The 19,714-nt window shown below is 65.3% G+C and carries 19 protein-coding genes; 13 read left to right on the top strand and 6 right to left on the bottom strand.

What is annotated here, in order from left to right:
- Positions 1–160 precede the first annotated feature (160 nt).
- From GL300_RS11175 to GL300_RS11155, 5 genes are all read left to right on the top strand, one after another.
- Positions 161–3,100 (top strand): hypothetical protein, encoded by a 2,940-nt coding sequence (locus tag GL300_RS11175; protein ID WP_155039699.1) that lies wholly within the window; start codon positions 161–163, stop codon positions 3,098–3,100.
- Positions 3,101–5,005, top strand: coding sequence for a monovalent cation:proton antiporter-2 (CPA2) family protein (locus GL300_RS11170; protein WP_155039698.1), 1,905 nt, complete (start codon positions 3,101–3,103; stop codon positions 5,003–5,005).
- Positions 5,006–5,076: 71 nt separating this feature from the next.
- Positions 5,077–6,591 (top strand): Asp-tRNA(Asn)/Glu-tRNA(Gln) amidotransferase subunit GatB, encoded by a 1,515-nt coding sequence (gatB, locus tag GL300_RS11165; RefSeq protein WP_155039697.1) that lies wholly within the window; start codon positions 5,077–5,079, stop codon positions 6,589–6,591.
- A 361-nt stretch (positions 6,592–6,952) separates the two neighbouring features.
- Positions 6,953–7,633 carry a TorF family putative porin gene (locus tag GL300_RS11160; RefSeq protein ID WP_155039696.1) on the top strand — a complete coding sequence of 227 codons (681 nt, stop codon included), beginning with the start codon at positions 6,953–6,955 and terminating at the stop codon, positions 7,631–7,633.
- Between the two features lie 235 nt (positions 7,634–7,868).
- Positions 7,869–8,330: a DUF4177 domain-containing protein gene (locus tag GL300_RS11155; RefSeq protein WP_155039695.1), complete on the top strand. Its 462-nt coding sequence runs from the start codon at positions 7,869–7,871 to the stop codon at positions 8,328–8,330.
- A 66-nt stretch (positions 8,331–8,396) separates the two neighbouring features.
- Here the strand turns inward: GL300_RS11155 and GL300_RS11150 are convergent, their stop codons facing one another.
- Positions 8,397–8,612, bottom strand: coding sequence for a SlyX family protein (locus GL300_RS11150; RefSeq protein WP_155039694.1), 216 nt, complete (start codon positions 8,610–8,612; stop codon positions 8,397–8,399).
- A gap of 48 nt (positions 8,613–8,660) precedes the next feature.
- On the opposite strand from GL300_RS11150, the gene hisS reads away from it, so the two are divergent.
- From hisS to GL300_RS11130, 4 genes are read left to right on the top strand one after another with little or no spacing between them, the layout of a single operon-like run.
- Positions 8,661–10,145, top strand: coding sequence for a histidine--tRNA ligase (gene hisS / locus GL300_RS11145; RefSeq protein WP_155039693.1), 1,485 nt, complete (start codon positions 8,661–8,663; stop codon positions 10,143–10,145).
- Positions 10,142–11,209 (top strand): ATP phosphoribosyltransferase regulatory subunit, encoded by a 1,068-nt coding sequence (locus GL300_RS11140; protein ID WP_155039692.1) that lies wholly within the window; start codon positions 10,142–10,144, stop codon positions 11,207–11,209. The genes hisS and GL300_RS11140 overlap by 4 nt, the downstream gene beginning before the upstream one ends.
- Positions 11,206–11,883, top strand: a complete 678-nt coding sequence (gene hisG / locus GL300_RS11135; protein ID WP_155039691.1) for an ATP phosphoribosyltransferase — start codon at positions 11,206–11,208, stop codon at positions 11,881–11,883. The genes GL300_RS11140 and hisG overlap by 4 nt, the downstream gene beginning before the upstream one ends.
- A gap of 51 nt (positions 11,884–11,934) precedes the next feature.
- Complete coding sequence (locus GL300_RS11130) at positions 11,935–12,303, top strand: hypothetical protein (RefSeq protein WP_155039690.1); 369 nt, start codon at positions 11,935–11,937, stop codon at positions 12,301–12,303.
- Positions 12,304–12,357: 54 nt separating this feature from the next.
- On the opposite strand, the gene ftsY is transcribed toward GL300_RS11130, so the two are convergent.
- Positions 12,358–13,482: a signal recognition particle-docking protein FtsY gene (ftsY, locus tag GL300_RS11125; RefSeq protein WP_155039689.1), complete on the bottom strand. Its 1,125-nt coding sequence runs from the start codon at positions 13,480–13,482 to the stop codon at positions 12,358–12,360.
- 114 nt (positions 13,483–13,596) lie between these two features.
- The gene (locus GL300_RS11120; protein WP_155039688.1) at positions 13,597–14,526 is read right to left on the bottom strand and encodes a class I fructose-bisphosphate aldolase; all 930 of its coding nucleotides are present in this window, start codon (positions 14,524–14,526) and stop codon (positions 13,597–13,599) included.
- 236 nt (positions 14,527–14,762) lie between these two features.
- On the opposite strand from GL300_RS11120, the gene GL300_RS11115 reads away from it, so the two are divergent.
- Positions 14,763–14,981: a hypothetical protein gene (locus GL300_RS11115; protein ID WP_155039687.1), complete on the top strand. Its 219-nt coding sequence runs from the start codon at positions 14,763–14,765 to the stop codon at positions 14,979–14,981.
- Positions 14,982–15,027: 46 nt separating this feature from the next.
- On the opposite strand, the gene GL300_RS11110 is transcribed toward GL300_RS11115, so the two are convergent.
- Positions 15,028–16,224, bottom strand: a complete 1,197-nt coding sequence (locus GL300_RS11110; protein WP_155039686.1) for a phosphoglycerate kinase — start codon at positions 16,222–16,224, stop codon at positions 15,028–15,030.
- 163 nt (positions 16,225–16,387) lie between these two features.
- Here GL300_RS11110 and GL300_RS11105 point away from each other — a divergent pair, with 163 nt between their 5' ends.
- The 3 genes from GL300_RS11105 (at position 16,388) to GL300_RS11095 (ending at position 18,018) form a co-directional block, all read left to right on the top strand.
- Positions 16,388–16,897, top strand: coding sequence for a peptidylprolyl isomerase (locus tag GL300_RS11105; protein WP_155039685.1), 510 nt, complete (start codon positions 16,388–16,390; stop codon positions 16,895–16,897).
- Positions 16,887–17,480, top strand: a complete 594-nt coding sequence (locus GL300_RS11100) for a peptidylprolyl isomerase (RefSeq protein WP_155039684.1) — start codon at positions 16,887–16,889, stop codon at positions 17,478–17,480. Before GL300_RS11105 ends, GL300_RS11100 begins: the two co-directional genes overlap by 11 nt.
- A 67-nt stretch (positions 17,481–17,547) precedes the next feature.
- Positions 17,548–18,018: a YaiI/YqxD family protein gene (locus GL300_RS11095; RefSeq protein ID WP_155039683.1), complete on the top strand. Its 471-nt coding sequence runs from the start codon at positions 17,548–17,550 to the stop codon at positions 18,016–18,018.
- Here the strand turns inward: GL300_RS11095 and GL300_RS11090 are convergent.
- The gene (locus GL300_RS11090; RefSeq protein WP_155039682.1) at positions 18,003–18,419 is read right to left on the bottom strand and encodes a GFA family protein; all 417 of its coding nucleotides are present in this window, start codon (positions 18,417–18,419) and stop codon (positions 18,003–18,005) included. The two genes, GL300_RS11095 and GL300_RS11090, sit on opposite strands and share 16 nt — an antisense overlap.
- Positions 18,420–18,464: 45 nt before the next feature.
- Positions 18,465–19,709 (bottom strand): tyrosine--tRNA ligase, encoded by a 1,245-nt coding sequence (gene tyrS, locus GL300_RS11085; protein ID WP_155039681.1) that lies wholly within the window; start codon positions 19,707–19,709, stop codon positions 18,465–18,467.
- Positions 19,710–19,714: the final 5 nt, after the last annotated feature.

Raw genomic sequence — 19,714 nt, 5'->3', positions numbered from 1 at the left:
GGCGCGGCAGGTTTGGGTCGAGCCCAGTTAACGCGATTTTCCCGTTTCGGGTCCCTCACATATAGGTGTTTGGCTTTTCACGGATCGCGTTCTGCGGTAGTCCATAGGAATAATTCATAAACGCGCGAACGCGCCCGGGACTGCAAGGCAAAGCCGCGAAATGTCGCATGATTCCGCTACCGAATATGGCCTGTCATTTGGCGGCGACGCCGTGCACCTGCAGAAGCGGGAACGCCCGCTTGAAGCGACGGACCGCGCCCGGCAACCGGCATGGCGGCATCTGGGTTCCGTCGATTTCGACGAACCGGACTTCCGCGAGGTGCTGGTCAACCTGCGCATGATGGCCACGGGGCAGGGCGCGGATGTGCTGATGCCGGTCACGCTGATCATTCCCGACGACCAGATCCTGTACACGACGCTGACCGTGCCGCCCTCGGGGGATCGCGACTGGGCGGTGGCGCGCGCGCTGGACGGGCTGACCCCCTATGCCATCGATGAGCTGGCCTTTGACTGGCGCGGCGAAAGCGACAGCGTCCGCGTTGCCGCCGTCGCCCGCCAGACCCTGCGCGAGGCCCGCGAATTCGCGCTGCAATACGGCTTCGACGGCGAAGCCTATTGCGCCGATCCCGAGGGCGAGCTGTTCCCCGGTGAACCGGTCTTTGAACCCGATCCCGCCCCGCGTCACCGCCCGGTGGTCGATCCCGGCTCGGCTGGGGTCACGGCCTCGGAACTGATGATCGAGGAGGAGCCGAGCGAACCGACCCCCGTGGTCGTGGCCCCGCCGCCCATCGTTGCAGCCGATCCCGCCCCCGAGGCAGAGCCCGAGGTGCTGGCCGAGGCCCCCGTCGAAGCCGACACCATCGCTCCGGAAACGGTCGAGCTCACGCCCGCCGATCCCGAACATGAGGCCCGCGTGCTTGAGGCAGCTGCCGCGCTGGCCGCGACGCAGGATCACGCGCCGACCGAGGCCGAGGTCAAGGTTCCGCCCGTCGTGCGCCATGCCCCCGCGCGTCCCGCGCCGATCCCGCCCGCGCCGACGCCCGTTGCCGCGCCCTCGCCGATGCTCAATGCCCGCGCCCGCGCCGTCCATCGCCGCGCGGCCGAAGCGCGGCAGGCCAAGCCGACCGCCGCTGCGGCCCCCGCGCCTGCGCCTGCGCCTGCGGCTCCGACCCGCGCCCCTGCGCCGCCGCAGCGCCGGCGCAGTGTTGGCATGCTGACCGCGATGCTGGCCACGCTGCTGGTCGGACTGGTGCTGATCTGGGCCTTTATCGTCCCCGAGGCGCGGCCCGCACAGATTGCGGCTACCCCCGATCCGCTGCCGATTGTGACGGTGAATGCGCCAGCCCCGGAGCCTGAACCGGCACCGCCGCAGACCATGCCGGTCATCGAGGAAACCGTTACTCCTGCACCAGTCGCACCAGCCCCCCCGGCAGCCCCAGAAGCCCCGGCTCCGGTCGCCGCTGCGCCCAATCCGGTGGAACCGGGACCCCAGACGGCCCCCGTCGGAAAACAGGTGACGCTGGCCGACATGCCGCCCGAACGCGCGCGCCGGGTGCTGGTCGCGGCTTCAGCCACGGCGGCGGCGGTGGTGTCGTCGGGGTCGAGCGAGCCGTCGAAGGCCCAGCCCGCGCCGCAGCCCACCTCGCAGCCTGTCGCCGAACCTGCAGCGCAGCCGGAAACGCCCGCCGCCGTGGCCGAGGTTCCTGCGCCGCAGAAGCGGCCCGGCACCGCGCCCGCCACGGCAGCGGCCCAGCCCGCAGCACCTGCGGCCACGCGTGTGACCAATTCGGCGCGTCCGCAACTGTCGCCCCGGCGCAGCACGCCCCAGACCACCGAGCCGCGCGTCGATACAGCGCCGCGGGTGCCGGAAAGCCCGCTGCCCTATACGGCCACGCAGAAGTCCGGCCAGCCGCTGAACAGCAGTCGCCCGCCGCAGCGCAAGCGCGTCGACCGTTCGGGCGCGACCCAGACCGCCCCGGCCACCCGCGAAAGCGCCAGCGCAGAAGGCGCAACCCGCAGCATGCCTGCCGCTGGTCGCCCGCCGCAGCGTCCCGAAGGCTCGGCCCCCGACCTGATCGATGATGCCGACCTGCTTGACCCGGCCGAGCAGCGCCAGCTTGACGCGCTGATCCTTGACCTGCGCAGCCAGGGGCTGGTCGCGGCCAAACCCGTGCCGCGTGATTTTGGCCCGCGCTTTGCCGATGCCCGGCCCAAGCGCAAACCTGCCGGTGCGAAGCCGGTCAGCGACGCGGTTTCCCCCGCCGCCGTCGAAGAGGCCCTGCGTTCGGCCAGCAATGCATCGCCCGCCCGCAATTCTGGCGGGCTTTTGAATGGTTCCTCGCGTCCCTCGGCCCGTCCCGATGGTCGCCCCGGTGGCCGCGCCTCGACCGCGCCGATCTCGGATGAAGCGGTGGAAAAGGCCATTGCCGCTGCCGTCGATGCCTCGCCCGCCATTCCGAACGCGACCAAGCTGGCGTCCTCGCCACTGCCGCCGCGCCGCAGCGGTGGGGCCAGCGCCCCCGCCGAGGCCGAGGATGACGACAAGCCCGAGGCCCCCGCGGCTGCGGCCGCTGCCGCAGTCGCCGCGCCTGCCGCAGGTCCCAGCGAGGCCGAACTGGCCGCCCGCCGCGCGTTGGACGAACAGCTGCAAGCCCAGGCCGAGGCCCGCATCCGTGCCCGCGCTCAGGCCGATGCTGCCGCCGAAGCCCAGGCCCGCGCTCAGGCCGAAGCCCGTGCCCGCGCCCAGGCCGAGGCCGAGGAACGTGCCGCCCGTGCCCAGAAGCAGGTCTACAAGCCGCAGGAAATCGACGACGAACCCGAGGTCGCGGCCAATGTGCCGCGCGGCGGTTCGACCTCGGCCAGCGTCGCGTCGAACGCCACGCAGCGCCGGGCGATGGATACAGGCCGCACCACGATCATCGGCATCATCGGGGCGGGCAATGCCAGCCGCGCGCTGATCCGGCTGCGCAATGGCAAGGTCGTCACCGTGCGTCTGGGCGACAAGATCGACGGCGGCACGATCAACTCGATCGGCAATGGCAAATTGACCTATGTCAAGGCAGGCCGTCAGCGCGAATTGCGGCTGCTGGACGGGCGGTAGATGGAGACATTCCTCCCGGTCGCCACGGTCTATCTGCTGACCATGGTTATCGCCGTGCCGCTCTCGGCGCGGCTGGGACTGGGATCGGTGCTGGGCTATCTGATCTCGGGGATCGTGATCGGCCCGGTGCTGGGACTTGCGGGTTCCGCGCGCGAGATGGCCGACCTTCAGCATTTCGCCGAATTCGGCGTGGTGATGATGATGTTCCTGATCGGGCTGGAACTGGACCCGCGCACGCTTTGGCAGATGCGGCACAAGCTGCTGGGGCTGGCGGGGATGCAGATCCTGGGCACGGTGGCGCTGTTGGCCACGGTCGCGATGGCTTTGGGCCAAAGCTGGCAGGTCTCGTTGGCGATGGGGATGATCCTGTCGCTTAGCTCGACAGCCATCGTGCTGCAGACCCTGTCGGAAAAATCGCTGATGCAGACGGCGGGCGGGCGCAGCGCCTTTGCCGTGCTGCTGACGCAGGACATCGCCGTCATCCCGATGATCGCGCTGATGCCGCTGCTGGCGGTGCAGACCGCAGTCGGCACCGGAGAGCAGCACCCCGATGCCGCGATGCTGCACGGGCTTCCGGGCTGGGCCTTGGCGCTGGTCACCGTGGGCGCCGTGGCCGTCATCATCCTGATCGGGCAGTATCTGGTCCGCCCGGCATTCCGCTATGTCAACGCCTCGCGCGTGGGGGAATTGGACACGGCGCTGGCGCTGCTGATCGTGGTGGGCATCGCCTCGCTCATGCAATTCGTCGGGCTGTCGCATGCGCTGGGAACCTTCCTTGCCGGGGTGGTGCTGGCCGGGTCCGAGTTCCGCCATGATCTGGAAGGCCAGATCGCACCGTTCAAGGGGCTGCTGCTGGGGCTGTTCTTTATCACCGTCGGTGCGGGGATGGATGTGCAGACGCTGCTGGACCGACCCGTCACGATCCTTGGCATGACGGTCACGCTGATGGCGATCAAGTCGCTGGTGCTTTACGGCATCGCCCGCGTGACGCGGCTCAAGGGCAGGGACCGGAGCCTGTTCACCCTGTCACTGGCGCAGGCGGGTGAGTTCGGTTTTGTCCTGATTTCCTTTGCGCTGTCGCTGTCGATCCTGCCGCGTCAGCTGGCGCAATCGATGCTTCTGGTCATCGCGCTGTCGATGCTGGCGACGCCGTTGCTGTTCATCCTGTCGGATTACATCTCGCGCCGCATCGCCGAGGAACGCGCCGTCGTGCCCCCCGATGAAATCGAGGAACAGCAGCCGATCATCATCGCGGGCATCGGCCGTTTCGGGCAGGTGGTGAACCGGCTGGTCACCATGTCGGGCTTTCAGACCACCGTGCTGGATCATGACCTTGAAGTCATTCAGGTCATGCGCCGCTTTGGCTTCAAGGGCTATTTCGGCGACCCGACCCGCCCGGAAATCCTGCGCGCCGCGGGCATTGGCAAGGCCCAGATCCTTGTCGCCGCCATGGACGACCCCGAGGCGAACATGCGCCTGATACGCCACGCGCGCGAGATTAAGCCCGACATCGTCATCATCGCCCGCGCCTATGACCGGGTGAATGTCTATCGGCTTTATGACGCCAAGGTCGATCATATCGTGCGCGAGACCTTCGACAGCTCGCTGCGCGCCGGGCGCTATGTGCTGGAGCGTGCGGGGCTGTCCGAATACGAGGCCGCCGAGCTGGAGCGGATCTATTACCAGATGGACCGCGCCGGGCTGCGCCAGCTGGCCGAGGTCTGGAAACCCGGCGTCGCGCTGGAATCCAATGCCGAATATGTCGCGCGCAGTCGCGAGTTGAACCGCCAGCTGGAAAATGCCCTGATGGAGCGTTTCGCCCATGGTTCCGGTGCCGCTCAGGTTTCGGTCAACGAAGACGACCTGCCGCATTATGTCGAACGCGGCCGCCCCGGCGGGCGCTGAGAGGCCGCCGAACTCTTGCGACCCGCGCCCCAAGCGCCTAGAAGCGCTGCAACCTTGCCAAAGGAAGTGCCATGCTTGACCATTTGACCTATACCTCCCCCGAACCCAAAGTCATTCAGGGTGCGAAACAGGACTGGGAACTGGTCATCGGCCTTGAGGTCCATGCCCAGGTCGCCTCGAACGCCAAGCTGTTTTCGGGTGCCTCGACCGGCTTCGGCGCGGAACCGAACAGCCATGTCGCCTTTGTCGACGCGGCCATGCCGGGGATGTTGCCCGTCATCAACGAATTCTGCGTGGCACAAGCGGTCAAGACCGGCCTTGGGATCAAGGCTGCGATCAACCTGCGCTCGGCCTTTGACCGCAAGAACTATTTCTATCCGGACCTGCCGCAGGGCTACCAGATCAGCCAGCTTTACCACCCCATCGTGGGTGAGGGCGAGGTGATCGTGGACATGGCCCCCGGCGTCGCCCGCCGCGTCCGCATCGAGCGCATCCACCTTGAACAGGATGCGGGCAAGTCGATCCATGACATGGACCCGAACATGTCCTTCGTCGACCTGAACCGCACCGGCGTCGCCCTGATGGAGATCGTCAGCCGTCCCGACATCCGTGGTCCCGAGGAAGCGGCGGCTTACGTCGCCAAGCTGCGCCAGATCATGCGCTATTTGGGCACCTGCGACGGCAACATGCAGAACGGTAACCTGCGCGCCGATGTGAACGTCTCGGTCTGCACGCCGGGCGCCTATGAGCGCTATCAGGAAACGCAGGATTTCAGCCATCTGGGCACCCGCTGCGAGATCAAGAACATGAACTCGCTGCGCTTCATCCAGGCCGCCATCGAATATGAGGCCCGCCGCCAGATCGCCATCATCGAGGATGGCGGCACGGTCACGCAGGAAACCCGCCTTTACGATCCCGACAAGGGTGAGACGCGTTCGATGCGCTCCAAGGAAGAGGCGCATGATTACCGCTACTTCCCCGATCCCGACCTGCTGCCGCTGGAAATCGAACAGTCGTGGATCGACGGCATCGCCGCCGACATGCCCGAGCTTCCGGACGAAAAGAAGGCACGCTTCGTCAAGGATCTGGGCCTGTCGGAATATGATGCGGGTGTGCTGACCGCCGAGGTCGAGAACGCGAATTACTTCGAGGCGGTGGCGCAGGGCCGCGACGGCAAGCAGGCCGCGAACTGGGTCATCAACGAGCTGTTTGGCCGCCTGAACAAGGAAGGCCTGAGCGTCGAGACCTCGCCGGTTTCCGCCGCCCAGCTTGGTGGCGTGATCGACCTGATCGGCTCGGGCGCGATCTCGGGCAAGATCGCCAAGGATCTGTTCGAGATCCTGTGGACCGAGGGCGGCGATCCGGCGCAGATCGTGGAATCGCGCGGCATGAAGCAGGTCACCGACCTTGGCGCCATCGAGGCCGCCGTGGACGAAATCATCGCCGCGAACCCAGCGCAGGTCGAAAAGGCCAAGGCCAATCCGAAACTCGCGGGCTGGTTCGTGGGTCAGGTCCTGAAAGCCACCGGCGGCAAGGCCAATCCGGCGGCGGTGCAGGATCTGGTCTCGCAGAAACTGGGCGTCTGACCTTTTCGTAGGGTGCGCTGAAGCGCACCCTACACATTCGCGCAATTCGCTTCGGTTGGGCTTTCGGCATCCTGTCATCGGCAGGACGCAGGCCTCCGAAAGCTCTGAAGGTGCCGGGCCAATGGCCCGCGCCGCAGCCTGTAGTTCAGCATTACCTGTTGCCCGCCGTTGTCGCGGCCCCTCAAGCCATTGATCTGGCGCAAGAAGCCTGTGTCCTTGGCGCAATTCGCCAAGACCCGCCCCTGCGCGTGTCGCATCCTGCCATCCGGACGCAGGGGGTTCGAAGGAATTCCCGTAAGCGCCCGGAAATAAAACCGAATGCCGCAATGACGGCATCATCGCGCAACAGGGACGACACAGAATGAATTTCAATTCCGCCGCGCATCTGGCGGCCTTTTCGCTTGCCGTATTCCTTCCCGCGGCCGCCATGGCCGAGGGCGAAACCTATGTCGGGCTCAGCCTCGATTCCGATTACGTCATCTGGTCGCAGCGCCAGAACGATCACAGCCCCGCGCTTCAGGGCTATGTCGAACACGATTTTGCCAGCGGCCTCTATGCTGGCGTCTGGTTCTCTCAGGTCGACTATGAGGCCTTTGGTCTGGACGACAATGCCGAGATCGACGTCTATCTGGGCTATCGCGGCACGGCGGGCAAGCTGCGCTACGACCTGTCCTACTACATGTATTACTACGACGATTACGGCTATGACTCGAGCGACATCGTGGCCGAATTCGCCTATTCGTTGACCGACAAATTCGCACTGGGTGCCAAGATCAATGCCCGGCAGGATGGCGTCAACGGCGGTGCCTATTACTATGGTCCGACGGCCGAATATGTCGTGAACGAGACGACGGTGATCGACGCGGCCTTTGGCGACAATACGCTGGACCACCGCACCCACTGGAATGCGGGCATCGTCCACCGTCTGGGCGATACGGTCTCGGTCGAGGGGCGCTACTACGATTCCAGTTCTGAAAAGGGCTTCCTCACCCTCGGCATCGCCTTTGACACGACGCTCAGCAATCTGCTTGGCAAGAAGTGATGCAACCCGACCCTGGCGCATCGCCGTCAGGGTCACCACATTCCGCTGACAAAGCGGTGTGCCCTGTGAACACGCGATACGCGCCAGCCACAGCCAAAAATCCAGCAAACGCCGCGCTTCTTGCGTCCGCGCTGCATCTTGGCATCCAACGCAACGCGTGCTGCTGTTGCGCGCCCCCGCTTCCCTTGTCCGCGCATCTCGCCTAACCTGCGCGGGGCAAAGGAAAGGCAGTCGCATGACCAGCTACGAATACACCGTCATCCCGGCTCCGGCCCGCGGCGAAAAGACCAAGGGTGCCCGGACAGGCATCGAACGCTTCGCCGCCGCCCTCGCATCGGCCCTGAACGAAATGGCACTGGATGGCTGGGAATATGTCCGCGCCGAGACCCTCCCTTCGGAGGAGCGCGCAGGCCTGACCGGCCGCACCACGGTCTATCACAATGTCCTCGTCTTCCGCCGCGCCCTCGAGGGCCAAGAGGAAATCCAGCCCATCGCGACCGAGGACCCCATCGCGGACCAGCCCGAAGATGACGATATTCCGGCAGACGAGGCGGCGACCGATCCTCCGGTTCGCGCCCCGTTCAGCCAGCCGATGCGCGCCATGCCGCGCCCGGTCCAGCGCCCGACGGAGCCGCCCCTGACCGCGCCGGAACCGGCGACGCCCTCGGGCCCCCGCCTTGGCCCGGCCAGCCGCTAACGCTTCACCGTTTTCGAAATACCCCGGAGTGAGCCCCGCAAGGGGCGAGGGGCAGCGCCCCTCACCTTACCAATGCGGCGGGCGCTGATCGGCCAGGGGAATCGTTCCCCCCTCCGACTCGCGCTCAGCCTCGCGGGCCAGCAGCATGTCGATGCGTCGTGCCAGCCGGGTGATTTCGCCCTCCTGTCGGGCCACGATCCCCGAAAGATCGTCGGCAATCCGCGTCAGATGGGCGACAGCCTCTTCCAGCCGCTCGGTTCTCTCCAGCGCCTGCTTGTCCATGCATCCTCCATCCGTTAGACCCCCGCATGGAAAAGCCCGAGGCATACCATGGCGAAAGATCAGAAAAAGCAACCACGCCCCAAGGCAGAGACACCAAAGGGGTTTCGTGACTATTTCGGCGCAGATGTGACCGAGCGCAAGCAGATGCTCGACCGCATTGCCGAAGTATACCATCGACATGGGTTCGAGCCTCTGGAAACCAGCGCCGTGGAAACCGTCGAGGCGCTGGGGAAATTCCTGCCCGATGTGGACCGCCCCAATGCCGGCGTCTTCGCCTGGCAAGAGGCCGAGGTTCCCGGCGGTGGTGCAGGCGACTGGCTGGCGCTGCGCTATGACCTGACCGCGCCGCTGGCGCGCGTCGCGGCGCAGTTCCGCAATGACCTGCCATCCCCTTATCGCCGCTATGCGATGGGTCCGGTCTGGCGCAACGAAAAGCCGGGGCCGGGTCGCTTCCGCCAGTTCTACCAATGCGATGCCGATACCGTGGGTTCGGCCAGCGTGGCGGCGGATGCGGAAATTTGCGGGATGCTGGCGGCGGCTCTTGAGCATGCCGGCATCCAGCGCGGCGATTACCTGATCCGCATCAACAACCGCAAGGTTCTGAACGGCATCCTTGAGGCCATGGGCGTCGAATCCGGCAAGCCCGCCGATGACGTGCTGCGCACCATCGATAAGTTCGACAAGGTCGGCGAGCAGGGCGTGCGCCAATTGCTCACCACCGGCCGCAAGGACGAATCCGGGGCCGAGATCGAAGGCGTGGGCCTGCGCCCCGAACAGGCCGATCCGGTCATCGCCTTCCTGACCTCGAAAGGCGTGGATAATGCGGCGACGCTGGAAAATCTGCGCGCGGCGGTTGGGGCATCGGTGACCGGTGCCGAGGGGGTCGAGGAACTTTCCCAGATATCGGACATGCTGGCGGCGATGGGTGTGGGCGAGGATCGCGCGATCATCGATCCCTCGATCGTGCGCGGCCTTGGCTATTACACCGGTCCGGTCTTCGAGGCCGAGCTGACCTTTGAAATCCTTGACGAAAAGGGCCGCAAGCGGCAGTTCGGCTCGGTCGCGGGCGGCGGGCGTTATGACGGTCTGGTCGAGCGCTTCACCGGCCAGAAGGTCCCGGCGACGGGCGTGTCCATCGGCGTTGATCGCCTGCTGGCGGCTTTGCGTGCCAAGGGCCTGATGGGTGGCACCGAACAAGGCCCCGTTGTCGTCACCGTCATGGACCGCGACCGCATGGCGGATTACTACGCCATGGCATCCGAACTGCGCGCCGCAGGCATCCGCGCCGAGGTCTATCTGGGTAACCCCAAAAACTTCGGCAACCAGTTGAAATACGCGGATAAACGCCAATCCCCCGTCGCCATCATCCAGGGCGGAGACGAGGCCGAGCGCGGCGTCATTCAGGTCAAGGACCTGATCCTGGGCGCGAAAATCGCCGCCGAGGCCACCCACGAGGAATGGAAGTCCCAGCCCGCGCAGACCGAGGTTCCGCGCGCCGATCTGGTCGCCGAAGTCCGGCGCATTCTGGGATGAGCAAACGCGAGAAACAGGCGATCGGCCAGCAGATCCTGACGGCGTTTCGCGCTGCCGGGGCCGAGGAGGTCGCGCCCGACCTGCTGCTGCCCGCCGAGACGCTGCTGGACCTGTACGGTGAGGACATCCGTGCCCGCGCCTATGTGACGCAAGACCCGATCCGGGGCGAGATGATGCTGCGCCCCGATTTCACCGTGCCCGTCGTGCAGATGCATATGGAAAACGGTGCGGAACCGGCGCGCTACTGCTATCTGGGCGAGGTCTTTCGTAAGCAGGACCATGGCGAACGCCAGCCCGACCACCCGCGCGACAACGAATATCTGCAGGCCGGATTCGAGCTTTTTGCCCGCGACCCCGATGCCGATGCCGAGGTCTTCGCGCTGTTCCACGACATTCTGTCGCCGCTGAAACTTCAGGCCAGCATGGGCGACATGGACCTGCTGATGGATGCCGTCCGTGCGCTGCCGCTGTCGGGCGCGCGCCGCGCGGCGCTGTTGCACCATATCTGGCGGCCCAAACGCTTTGCCCGCCAGTTGGCCCGTTTTGCCGCGCCGCCCGCGCCACGCAATTTCGCGGAAACTCCGGCGATCTGGACGGGCATGCGCTCGCAGGCCGAGATGCAGGCCCGCATCGACCGGCTTCAGGCTGATGCCGGCGAATTGCCGCTTGCCCCGCAATGGGTCGAGCGTCTGGAGCGGCTTTTCTCCATTGAGGCCCCGGCGCCGCAGGCGCTGGCGGAACTGCGCCAACTGGCTTCGGAAATTCCCGACATTCATGAGGCGGTGGACCGGCTGGAGCGCAATCTTGCGAACCTCGCGCGGCGCGGCATCGACGTGGATGCGGTGCATTTCGACGCGAGCCACGGTCGCCACACGATGGAATATTACGACGGCATGACCTTCAGCTTTGCCGCCCCCGGTCGCCTTGACTGGCCGCCGGTCGCCTCGGGCGGACGCTATGACGCGCTGGCCGCGGTGCTGGGGCAGGCGCAGGGCCGCTCGATCCCCGCTGTCGGTGGCATTATCCGCCCCGGCCTTGTCTACGAACTCGGGGGGCTCGCATGATCCGGCTGGGCGTGCCGTCCAAGGGGCGGCTGATGGAGCAGACCTTCGACTGGTTTGCCGAACGCGGGGTGCGCTTGTCGCGCGCCGGGTCAGAGCGCGAATATGCCGGGCGGGTCGAGGGGGCGGAAAACGTCTCGCTGGTGCTGCTTTCGGCGGGCGAGATCCCGCGCGAGCTTCGCGCCGGGCGTATCCATCTGGGCGTGACCGGCACCGACCTGATCCGCGAGAAGCTGGCCGGCTGGCGCAGCCATGTCGAGGAACTGGCCCCGATGGGCTTTGGCCATGCCGACCTCATCCTCGCCGTTCCCGCCTGCTGGAGCGATTGCGACGATCTGGACGATCTGGCCACCATCGCCCGCGATTTCCGGGCCGAGCATGGCTTCCGCCTGCGGATTGCCACCAAATATCACCGGCTGGTGCGGGCATGGCTGTCGGATCACGAGGTCGCCGATTACCAGTTGGTCGACAGTCAGGGCGCGACCGAAGGCACGGTGGCGAACCTGACCGCCGAGGCGATTGCCGACATCACCTCCTCGGGCGAGACGCTGCGCGCCAACCACCTCAAGATCATCGGGGCCGATCCGATCCTGAAGTCTCAGGCGACTCTGTTGCGTTCGATCGCCGCCGGGGACGAGGCGGCTGTGCGGGATTTCGCCACCCGGCTGGGACTTTAGAAACCGGCACGGGGCAGGGGCGTTGGTCTTGGCACGTCCAAGGAGGAAACCATGCGCCTGCCCATCCTGCTGATCGCCCTTTCTGCTACGCCCGCGCTGGCCGCATCCGATGCGGCATGGGATGAATTCCGCGCCGAGGTCGAAAAAACCTGCACGGCCCTTGCGCCGACGGAAGGCGAAACCGCGATCGAGGTGAATCCCTTTGGCTCGGAAAACTATGGCGCCGCGCTGCTGATCACGACGCTGCCCGATGGGGGTGCGGATCGCTATGTCTGCATCTATGACAAGAAGGCCAAGACGGCCGAACTGACCGCGCCCTTCACCCCTCCGCAGGACGTACAGATGCCCGCAGCCGATGCATCGGGCAATGTCGCGCCGGTCGAGACCACCACGACCAAGGCGCATCCGGTCAAGCCATAGGCTTGGGCCGGTTGCGCGGTTGCTGGGGTATTTGAGAAACGAAGAAGGCCGGGCTTAGCTGTCCAACCCGACGAGGGCGCGCGCGAAATCGCGGGCGTCAAAAGCGTCGAGATCGTCGATCTGTTCGCCAACCCCGATGGCGTGGATGGGCAGGCCGAAGCGGTCTGCCAATGCCACTAGCACGCCGCCCCGCGCCGTGCCGTCCAGCTTGGTCATGACAAGCCCTGAGACATCGGCCAGTTTCTGGAAGGTCTCGACCTGGCTCAGCGCGTTCTGGCCGGTGGTGGCGTCCAGCACCAGCAGGGTGTTGTGCGGGGCCGAAGGGTCCTTCTTGCGGATGACGCGGACGATCTTGGCCAGTTCCTCCATCAGGTCCTGACGGTTCTGCAGACGCCCGGCGGTGTCGATCATCAGCAGATCCGCGCCTTCGGCTTCCGCGCGGGTCATGGCGTCGAAAGCAAGGCTGGCCGGGTCCGAGCCCTCGGGGGCGGTCATCACCGGCACGCCTGCGCGCTTGCCCCAGATCTGCAGCTGCTCAACGGCGGCGGCGCGGAAGGTGTCGCCAGCGGCGATGACGACATTCTTGCCCGACGCCTTGAACTGGCTGGCAAGCTTGCCGATGGTCGTGGTCTTGCCCGAGCCGTTCACACCGACGACCAGCACCACCTGCGGGCGCTTGGGATAGATCGGCAGGGGCTTTGCCACCGGTGTCATGATGCGGGCGATCTCATCGGCCAGCAGTTCCTTGAGCTCGGTGGCCGAGACCCGGCGACCCAGTCGCCCCTCGGCGATATTGGCGGTGACGCGCAAGGCGGTCTCGACGCCCATATCGGACTGGATCAGCATCTCCTCGAGCTCTTCGAGCATCGCGTCGTCCAGCTCACGCCGGGGTTCGGTGTCACTGGTTCCGCGTCCGAACAGCCGACCCAGAACGCCGGGGCGCGGTGCCGCCTGTTCCTGAGGGGCGGGGGGCGCGGGACGCTCAGGCTCGGGTGCGCGTTCAGGCGCTGGGGCTGGCATGGGGGCAGGGGCAGGTACGGGGGCAGGGCTGACGGCTACGGCCGCTTCGGGCGCGTCATCCTTTTCGACCGCACCTTCCGCGACGATATCGTCCAGCCCCGCGCCGATCTTCGACGAGGACCGCGTCAGCCGGTCGCGCAGCTTCGAGAAAAACGACATGCACCCATCCTTCATTCTTTGGCGCAGAACCTAGGCTTTATTGGCCAAAAGGAAAAGGGCGCCCCAGCGGACGCCCCCTTGTTTCTTGGCGGATTCCCTTGCGGGACGCTGCGATCAGGCCTTGCCCAGATAGATGTCGACCAGCTGTTGCAGCATGGCCAGCGCATCCTCGCGCGAGCGCTGGAAGCTGTTGCGGCCGATGATCGAGCCGTTGCCGCCGCCGTCGCGGATCGCGCGGGCGTCGTCGTAGACCGCATCAGCGCCTTTTGCAGCGCCGCCCGAGAAGACGACGATGCGGCGGCCGTTGAAGCTGGCCTGCATGCAGTGCTCGACGCGCTTCGCCTGAGTCGCGATGTCGATTTCCTTGGCTTCGTAGACCTTTTTGGCCTCGGGCAGCATCAGGTGGTCGGTCGACAGCTTGATCTTGATGATATGCGCGCCGATCAGGGCGGCGATCTGGGCGGCATAGGCTGCCACGTCGATGGCGGTTTCACCGTCCTTGGTGATCGCCTCGCCGCGCGGATAGGACCAGATGACAGTCGCGACGCCCTTGGCGGCCGCTTCCTTACGCATCTCGACGATCTCTTCGAACATGTCGAGCGCCATGTCCGAACCCGGATAGATGGTAAAGCCGATGGCGGCGCAGCCCAGACGCAGTGCGTCATCGACCGATGCGGTGATCGCCTGGTTCTTGCCAGCGGTGTCCGACATCAGCGAGTTGGCCGAGTTCACTTTCAGGATGGTCGGGATCTGGCCTGCGAACGTATCCGCGCCAGCCTCGATCATGCCCAGCGGTGCGGCATAGGCGTTCAGACCGGCGTCGATCGCCAGTTGGTAGTGGTAATGGGGGTCGTAGCCCAGCGGGTTCGGAGCGAAGCTGCGCGCCGGGCCATGCTCGAAGCCTTGGTCGACGGGCAGGATGATCATCTTGCCGGTGCCCGCAAGCTTGCCGGTCATCAGCATGCGCGCCAATTGCGCTTTCACGCCGGGGGTCTCGCCTTCGTAATTGGCGAGGATCTTGCGGACAGTATCGGTCATCTGCATCTGAAACTCCAATCCAGTTTGGCCGTGACTTAACAAAACCACGGCCAAGGGCAATTCGGGTTGCGCTAACAGCAACGCTGACTTTTCAGTGCATAGCGCGCGAAGCTGTCGTTCCGGTGAAAATATGTCGCATCATGGGGCTGGCGCACAAAGTTTCCGCGCCGCCGTGGCCTTTCTGGAACCGCATCGGGCACCAAGCGTTTCGATGACACGGCATCAAGATGGGGGAAAGACCCATGGCCAACGAAGACCCGGACAGCATTCCCGAACAGGTGCGCCAGAACCGGCCCTTCTTTCTTGTCTTTGCGCTGGCTTTTGTGATCGCGGCAGGCACGTTCATGTATGTGCTGTCCCGTGATACCGAGTCGCGCGACATCGAACGGAACCTGCCGACCGCGCCCGCTCCGGCCCCGGCTGCTGCTCCGCCCGCAGGCACGGCCCCGGCCGCGAATTAGGGCGGAATGAAAAAGGGGGCCAGCGGCCCCCAAGATCACGGCGCGATCAGCGCTTTTGCAACGCGGCGACGCCGGGCAGTTCCTTGCCCTCCATCCACTCAAGGAAGGCACCGCCCGCCGTCGAGATGAAGGTGAAATCGCCCGAGACGCCCGCCTTGTTCAGCGCGGCGACAGTATCGCCGCCGCCCGCGACCGAGATCAGCTTGCCCGCACGGGTCAGTTCGGCTGCCTCTTGGGCTGCGGCATTGGTGGCGGCGTCGAAGGGTTGGATTTCGAACGCGCCCAGCGGGCCGTTCCAGATCAGCGTGCGCGAGCTTTCGAACACGGTGCGGATCTTTGCGACTGTTTCCGGACCGGCATCAAGGATCATCGCATCGGCAGGGCAGGCATCGGTGGGAACGGTCTGATTCTCGGCACCGGCCTTGAATTCGCGTGCCACGACGACATCGACCGGCAGGTGGATGGTGCAGCCTGCGCCGCTGGCCTTGGACATGATCTCGCGGGCGGTGTCGGCCATGTCGCGTTCGGCCAGCGATTTGCCGACCTCGATGCCTTGGGCGACCAGGAAGGTGTTGGCCATGCCGCCGCCGATCACCAGATGATCGACCTTGGAGATCAGGTTCCCCAGCAGGTCCAGCTTGGTCGAGACCTTGGCCCCGCCGACGACCGCAACGACCGGGCGCTGCGGTGCGCCAAGGGCAGCGTCCAGCGCCTTGAGTTCGGCCTCCATCAGGCGGCCAGCAGCGGCGGGCAGCAACTGCGCGATGCCTTCGGTCGAGGCGTGTGCGCGGTGCGCGGCCGAGAAGGCGTCGTTCACATAGGCCTGACCCAGCGCGGCCAGTGAGGCGGCGAAGGTCGCGTCATTGGTTTCCTCGCCCGGATAGAAACGGGTGTTTTCCAGCAGCAGCACATCGCCCGGCTGCAGGTCGGCTACGGCGCGCTTGGCGGTGCCGCCGATGGCCTCGTCCGAGAATTTCACCGGCTGGCCAAGGGCCGCTTCCAGCGCGGGCAGCACGATTTGCAGGCTCATGGAATCGACACGCTTGCCCTTGGGACGGTCGAAATGCGCCAGCAGGACCGGAATGCCGCCTTTGGACTGGATGTCCTTGATCGTCGGCACGATCTTCTCGATCCGGGTGGCGTCGGTCACCAGTCCGTTTTCGACGGGGACGTTCACGTCCACGCGGGTCAGGACCACCTTACCGTTAAGGTCGAGGTCGTCGATCGTGTTGAAATCCGCCATGCTTGTCCCTTTCCTGAGCCGTTCACGCAGCCGTGCGCGGTTTTCACGCAAGTTGATATTTTCGTCAACCTGCACCGGCGGTGAACCGCCCGGCAATGGCGGCGTTGTGTGGGCGGCACGAAATGCTTATGCCTTTGCGCCAAGCCATCAGAAGGAGAGTCCCATGGCCGAGATCAAGGATCCCGAAAACACGGTCATCATCGAGCTGAAAGACGGCCCGGTCGTGATCGAGCTTCTGGCCGATGTTGCGCCCAAGCATGTCGAGCGGATGAAGGAACTGGCCCGCGCCGGGAAATACGACAACGTCGCCTTCCACCGCGTGATCGAGGGCTTCATGGCCCAGACCGGCGACGTGGAACATGCGAACATGGAATCGGGCTACAATCCGGGCCGCGCCGGCACGGGTGGTTCGGACCTGCCGGACCTGCCGGCGGAATTCTCGCGCCTGCCGCATGACCGTGGCACGCTGGGTGCTGCACGTTCGATGAACCCGAACTCGGCCAACAGCCAGTTCTTCATCAATTTCAACGACAACCATTTCCTGAATGGCCAATACACCGTTTATGGCCGCGTGATCTCGGGCATGGAAAATGTCGACAAGATCGTCCGTGGCGAGCCGCCGGCGAATCCCGACCGCATGATCTCGGTCAAGGTCGCTGCCGATGCTGAATAAGGCCCTGATCCCCGCACTGCTGCTGGGTGCAGGTGCCGTTCACGCCGAGGGTCTGCCGGGCGTGACTGACGGTCCGGGTCCGAATCTGGTGATCGAGGTCGCGGATTCCTCGGGCGCCGCCAAGGGCAAGATCGTGCTGGACCTGTATACCGACAAGGCCCCCAAGCATGTCGAACGTCTGGTGACGCTGGCCAAGGCCGGGTCCTATGACGGCGTGGTCTTTCACCGCGTGATCGACGGCTTCATGACCCAGACCGGCGACGTGGAATTCGGCAAGCATGGTGCGGATACCGCGCGTGCGGGCATGGGCGGCTCGTCCATGCCGGACCTGCCGGCGGAATTCAACGATGTCAGCTTCCAGCGCGGCACGGTCGGCATGGCTCGCTCGCAGGACCCGAACAGCGCCAACAGCCAGTTCTTCATCGACCTGGCCCCGGCCGAGTTCCTTGACGGGCAATACACGGTCGTCGGCCAACTGGTCGAGGGCTGGGAAGTGCTGAACGCCATCAAGAAGGGCGACCCCGCCGCCAATGGCTCGGTCGTTGAGCCCGACTTCATGGTCAAGGTGACCGTGCAGGAGTGATCCTGCCTCACCGACCTGACATGGAGGCCCCGCTTTGGCGGGGCTTCTTTCAAACGGAGCCGCCCCGATGACCACCCTTTACATCGACGCCGATGCCTGCCCGGTCAAAGCCGAGGCCGAACGCGTCGCCACCCGCCTGCGCCTGCCGATGGTGCTGGTCTGCAATGGCGGTTTGCGCCCGTCGCCCAATCCCTTCGTGTCGCTGGTGATCGTCCCCGAAGGGCCGGATGTGGCCGATCAATGGATCGCCTCGCATTGCGGGCCGGGGGATGTGGTGGTGACCTCGGACATTCCGCTGGCGGATCGCTGCCTCAAGGCCGGGGCGCAGGTCGTGCAGTCGAATGGCGAGGTGCTGACGCTGGCCAATATCGGCGGGCGGCTGGCCACGCGCGACCTGATGCAGGATATCCGCGCCGCCGATCCGTTCCATCAGGGCAAGGGCGGCGGCTTCAGCAAGGCTGATCGTGCGATGTTCCTGCAATCCTTGGACCGGGTGATGGCAGCGGCACGGCGCGTGTCGCCTCAGGCAGGCGAGTAACGCAGAACGCCCGCGATTCCCGACGGACCGTCGGCGGGGTGATGCACCCCGTCATTCACGATCACCTCGGGGAAATCGAACGGGCTGACACCGTTGATGCAGGCGACATTCACGCCGTATTGGCTGGGGTCAGAGCGGCGCTGGTGATGGGTATAGATGCCGCAGGTCTTGCAGAACCAATGCTTGGCCGTGCCGGTATTGAATTGATACAGCGTCAGGTTTTCCTGGCCCGACAGAAACTCCAGATCGCCCAGCCGGGCCGAGACCACCACCGCGCCGCGCATCCGACAAAAGGAACAGTCGCAGCGGCGGATCGTATTGAACCCGTCGGCCAGCCGCACCCGGAAGCGGACTGTTCCGCAATGGCAGGCGGCATCGTGAAGATTCGGGTCGTCGGTCATTCTGCTCTCCGATGAAAAAGGCCGGGGTTTCCCCCGGCCTTTCGTTTATCCGATCTGCACCATGCGGTGCTTTTTCTTGCCGACCGAGACCTTCAATCCGTCCCCGATCAGCGCCGCATCGACGGCTAATTGGGGGTCGCTGACCGCCTCGTTGTTCAGCTTCAGCCCGCCCTCGGCAATCAGGCGCTTGGCTTCCTTGCCCGAGGGGGCGATGCCGGTCTGGACCAGCAATTGCACCACCGACAGGCCCGAGGCCAAGGCATCCGTGCTGACCAAGGCCACTTCCAGATCACCGCCCGCGCCGCCTTGTTCGAAAACTTCGCGCGCGGTTGCCTCGGCGGAGGCTGCGGCTTCGGCCCCGTGCAGCAGGGTCGTGACCTCATTGGCCAGGATGATCTTGGCCGCGTTGATTTCCGATCCCTGCAACGCGCCCAGACGGTTGCATTCATCGACCGGCAGGTCGGTGTACAGCTTCAGGAAGCGGCCGACATCTGCATCGGTCGAGTTGCGCCAGAACTGCCAGAACTCGTAGGGCGACAGCATCGCGCCATTCAGCCAGACCGCTCCGCCGGCCGACTTGCCCATCTTGCGCCCGTCCGAGGTCGTCAGCAGCGGCGAGGTCAGGCCAAAGATTTCCCCATCCAGCACGCGGCGGGTCAGGTCGATCCCGTTGATGATATTGCCCCACTGATCCGAGCCGCCCATCTGCAAGCGGCAGTCGTAGCGCCGGTACAGCTCAAGGAAGTCATAGGCCTGCAGGATCATGTAGTTGAATTCAAGGAAGGACAGCGACTGCTCGCGATCCAGCCGCGACTTCACCGATTCAAAGGACAGCATCCGGTTGACCGAGAAATGCCGCCCGATGTCGCGCAGGAAATCGAGGTAGTTCAGGTTATCCAGCCATTCCGCATTGTTCAGCATCTTGGCCTTGCCATCCCCGTAATCGAGGTAGCGGGCAAAGACCTGACCCATCCCGTCGATATTCGACTGGATGGCATCGGCGGTCAGCAGCGGGCGTTCCTCGCTGCGGAAGGACGGATCGCCGACCTTGGTGGTGCCGCCGCCCATCAGGGTGATGGGTCGGTTGCCGGTCTTCTGGAACCAGCGCAGCATCATGATGTTCAGCAGGTGCCCGACATGCAGGCTGGCCGCCGTCGCGTCATAACCGATATATGCCGTGACCGGACCTTCGATGAGGGCGTCGTCCAGGGCCTGCAGATCGGTGCAGTCCGCCAGATAGCCGCGCTCCATCATGACATGGAGGAATTCGGACTTGGCATAATAGGTCATGAGCT

It is taken from the genome of Paracoccus litorisediminis, assembly GCF_009711205.1.
Lineage (GTDB): Bacteria > Pseudomonadota > Alphaproteobacteria > Rhodobacterales > Rhodobacteraceae > Paracoccus > Paracoccus litorisediminis.
This window is presented reverse-complemented; position numbering and strand designations above follow the sequence as displayed.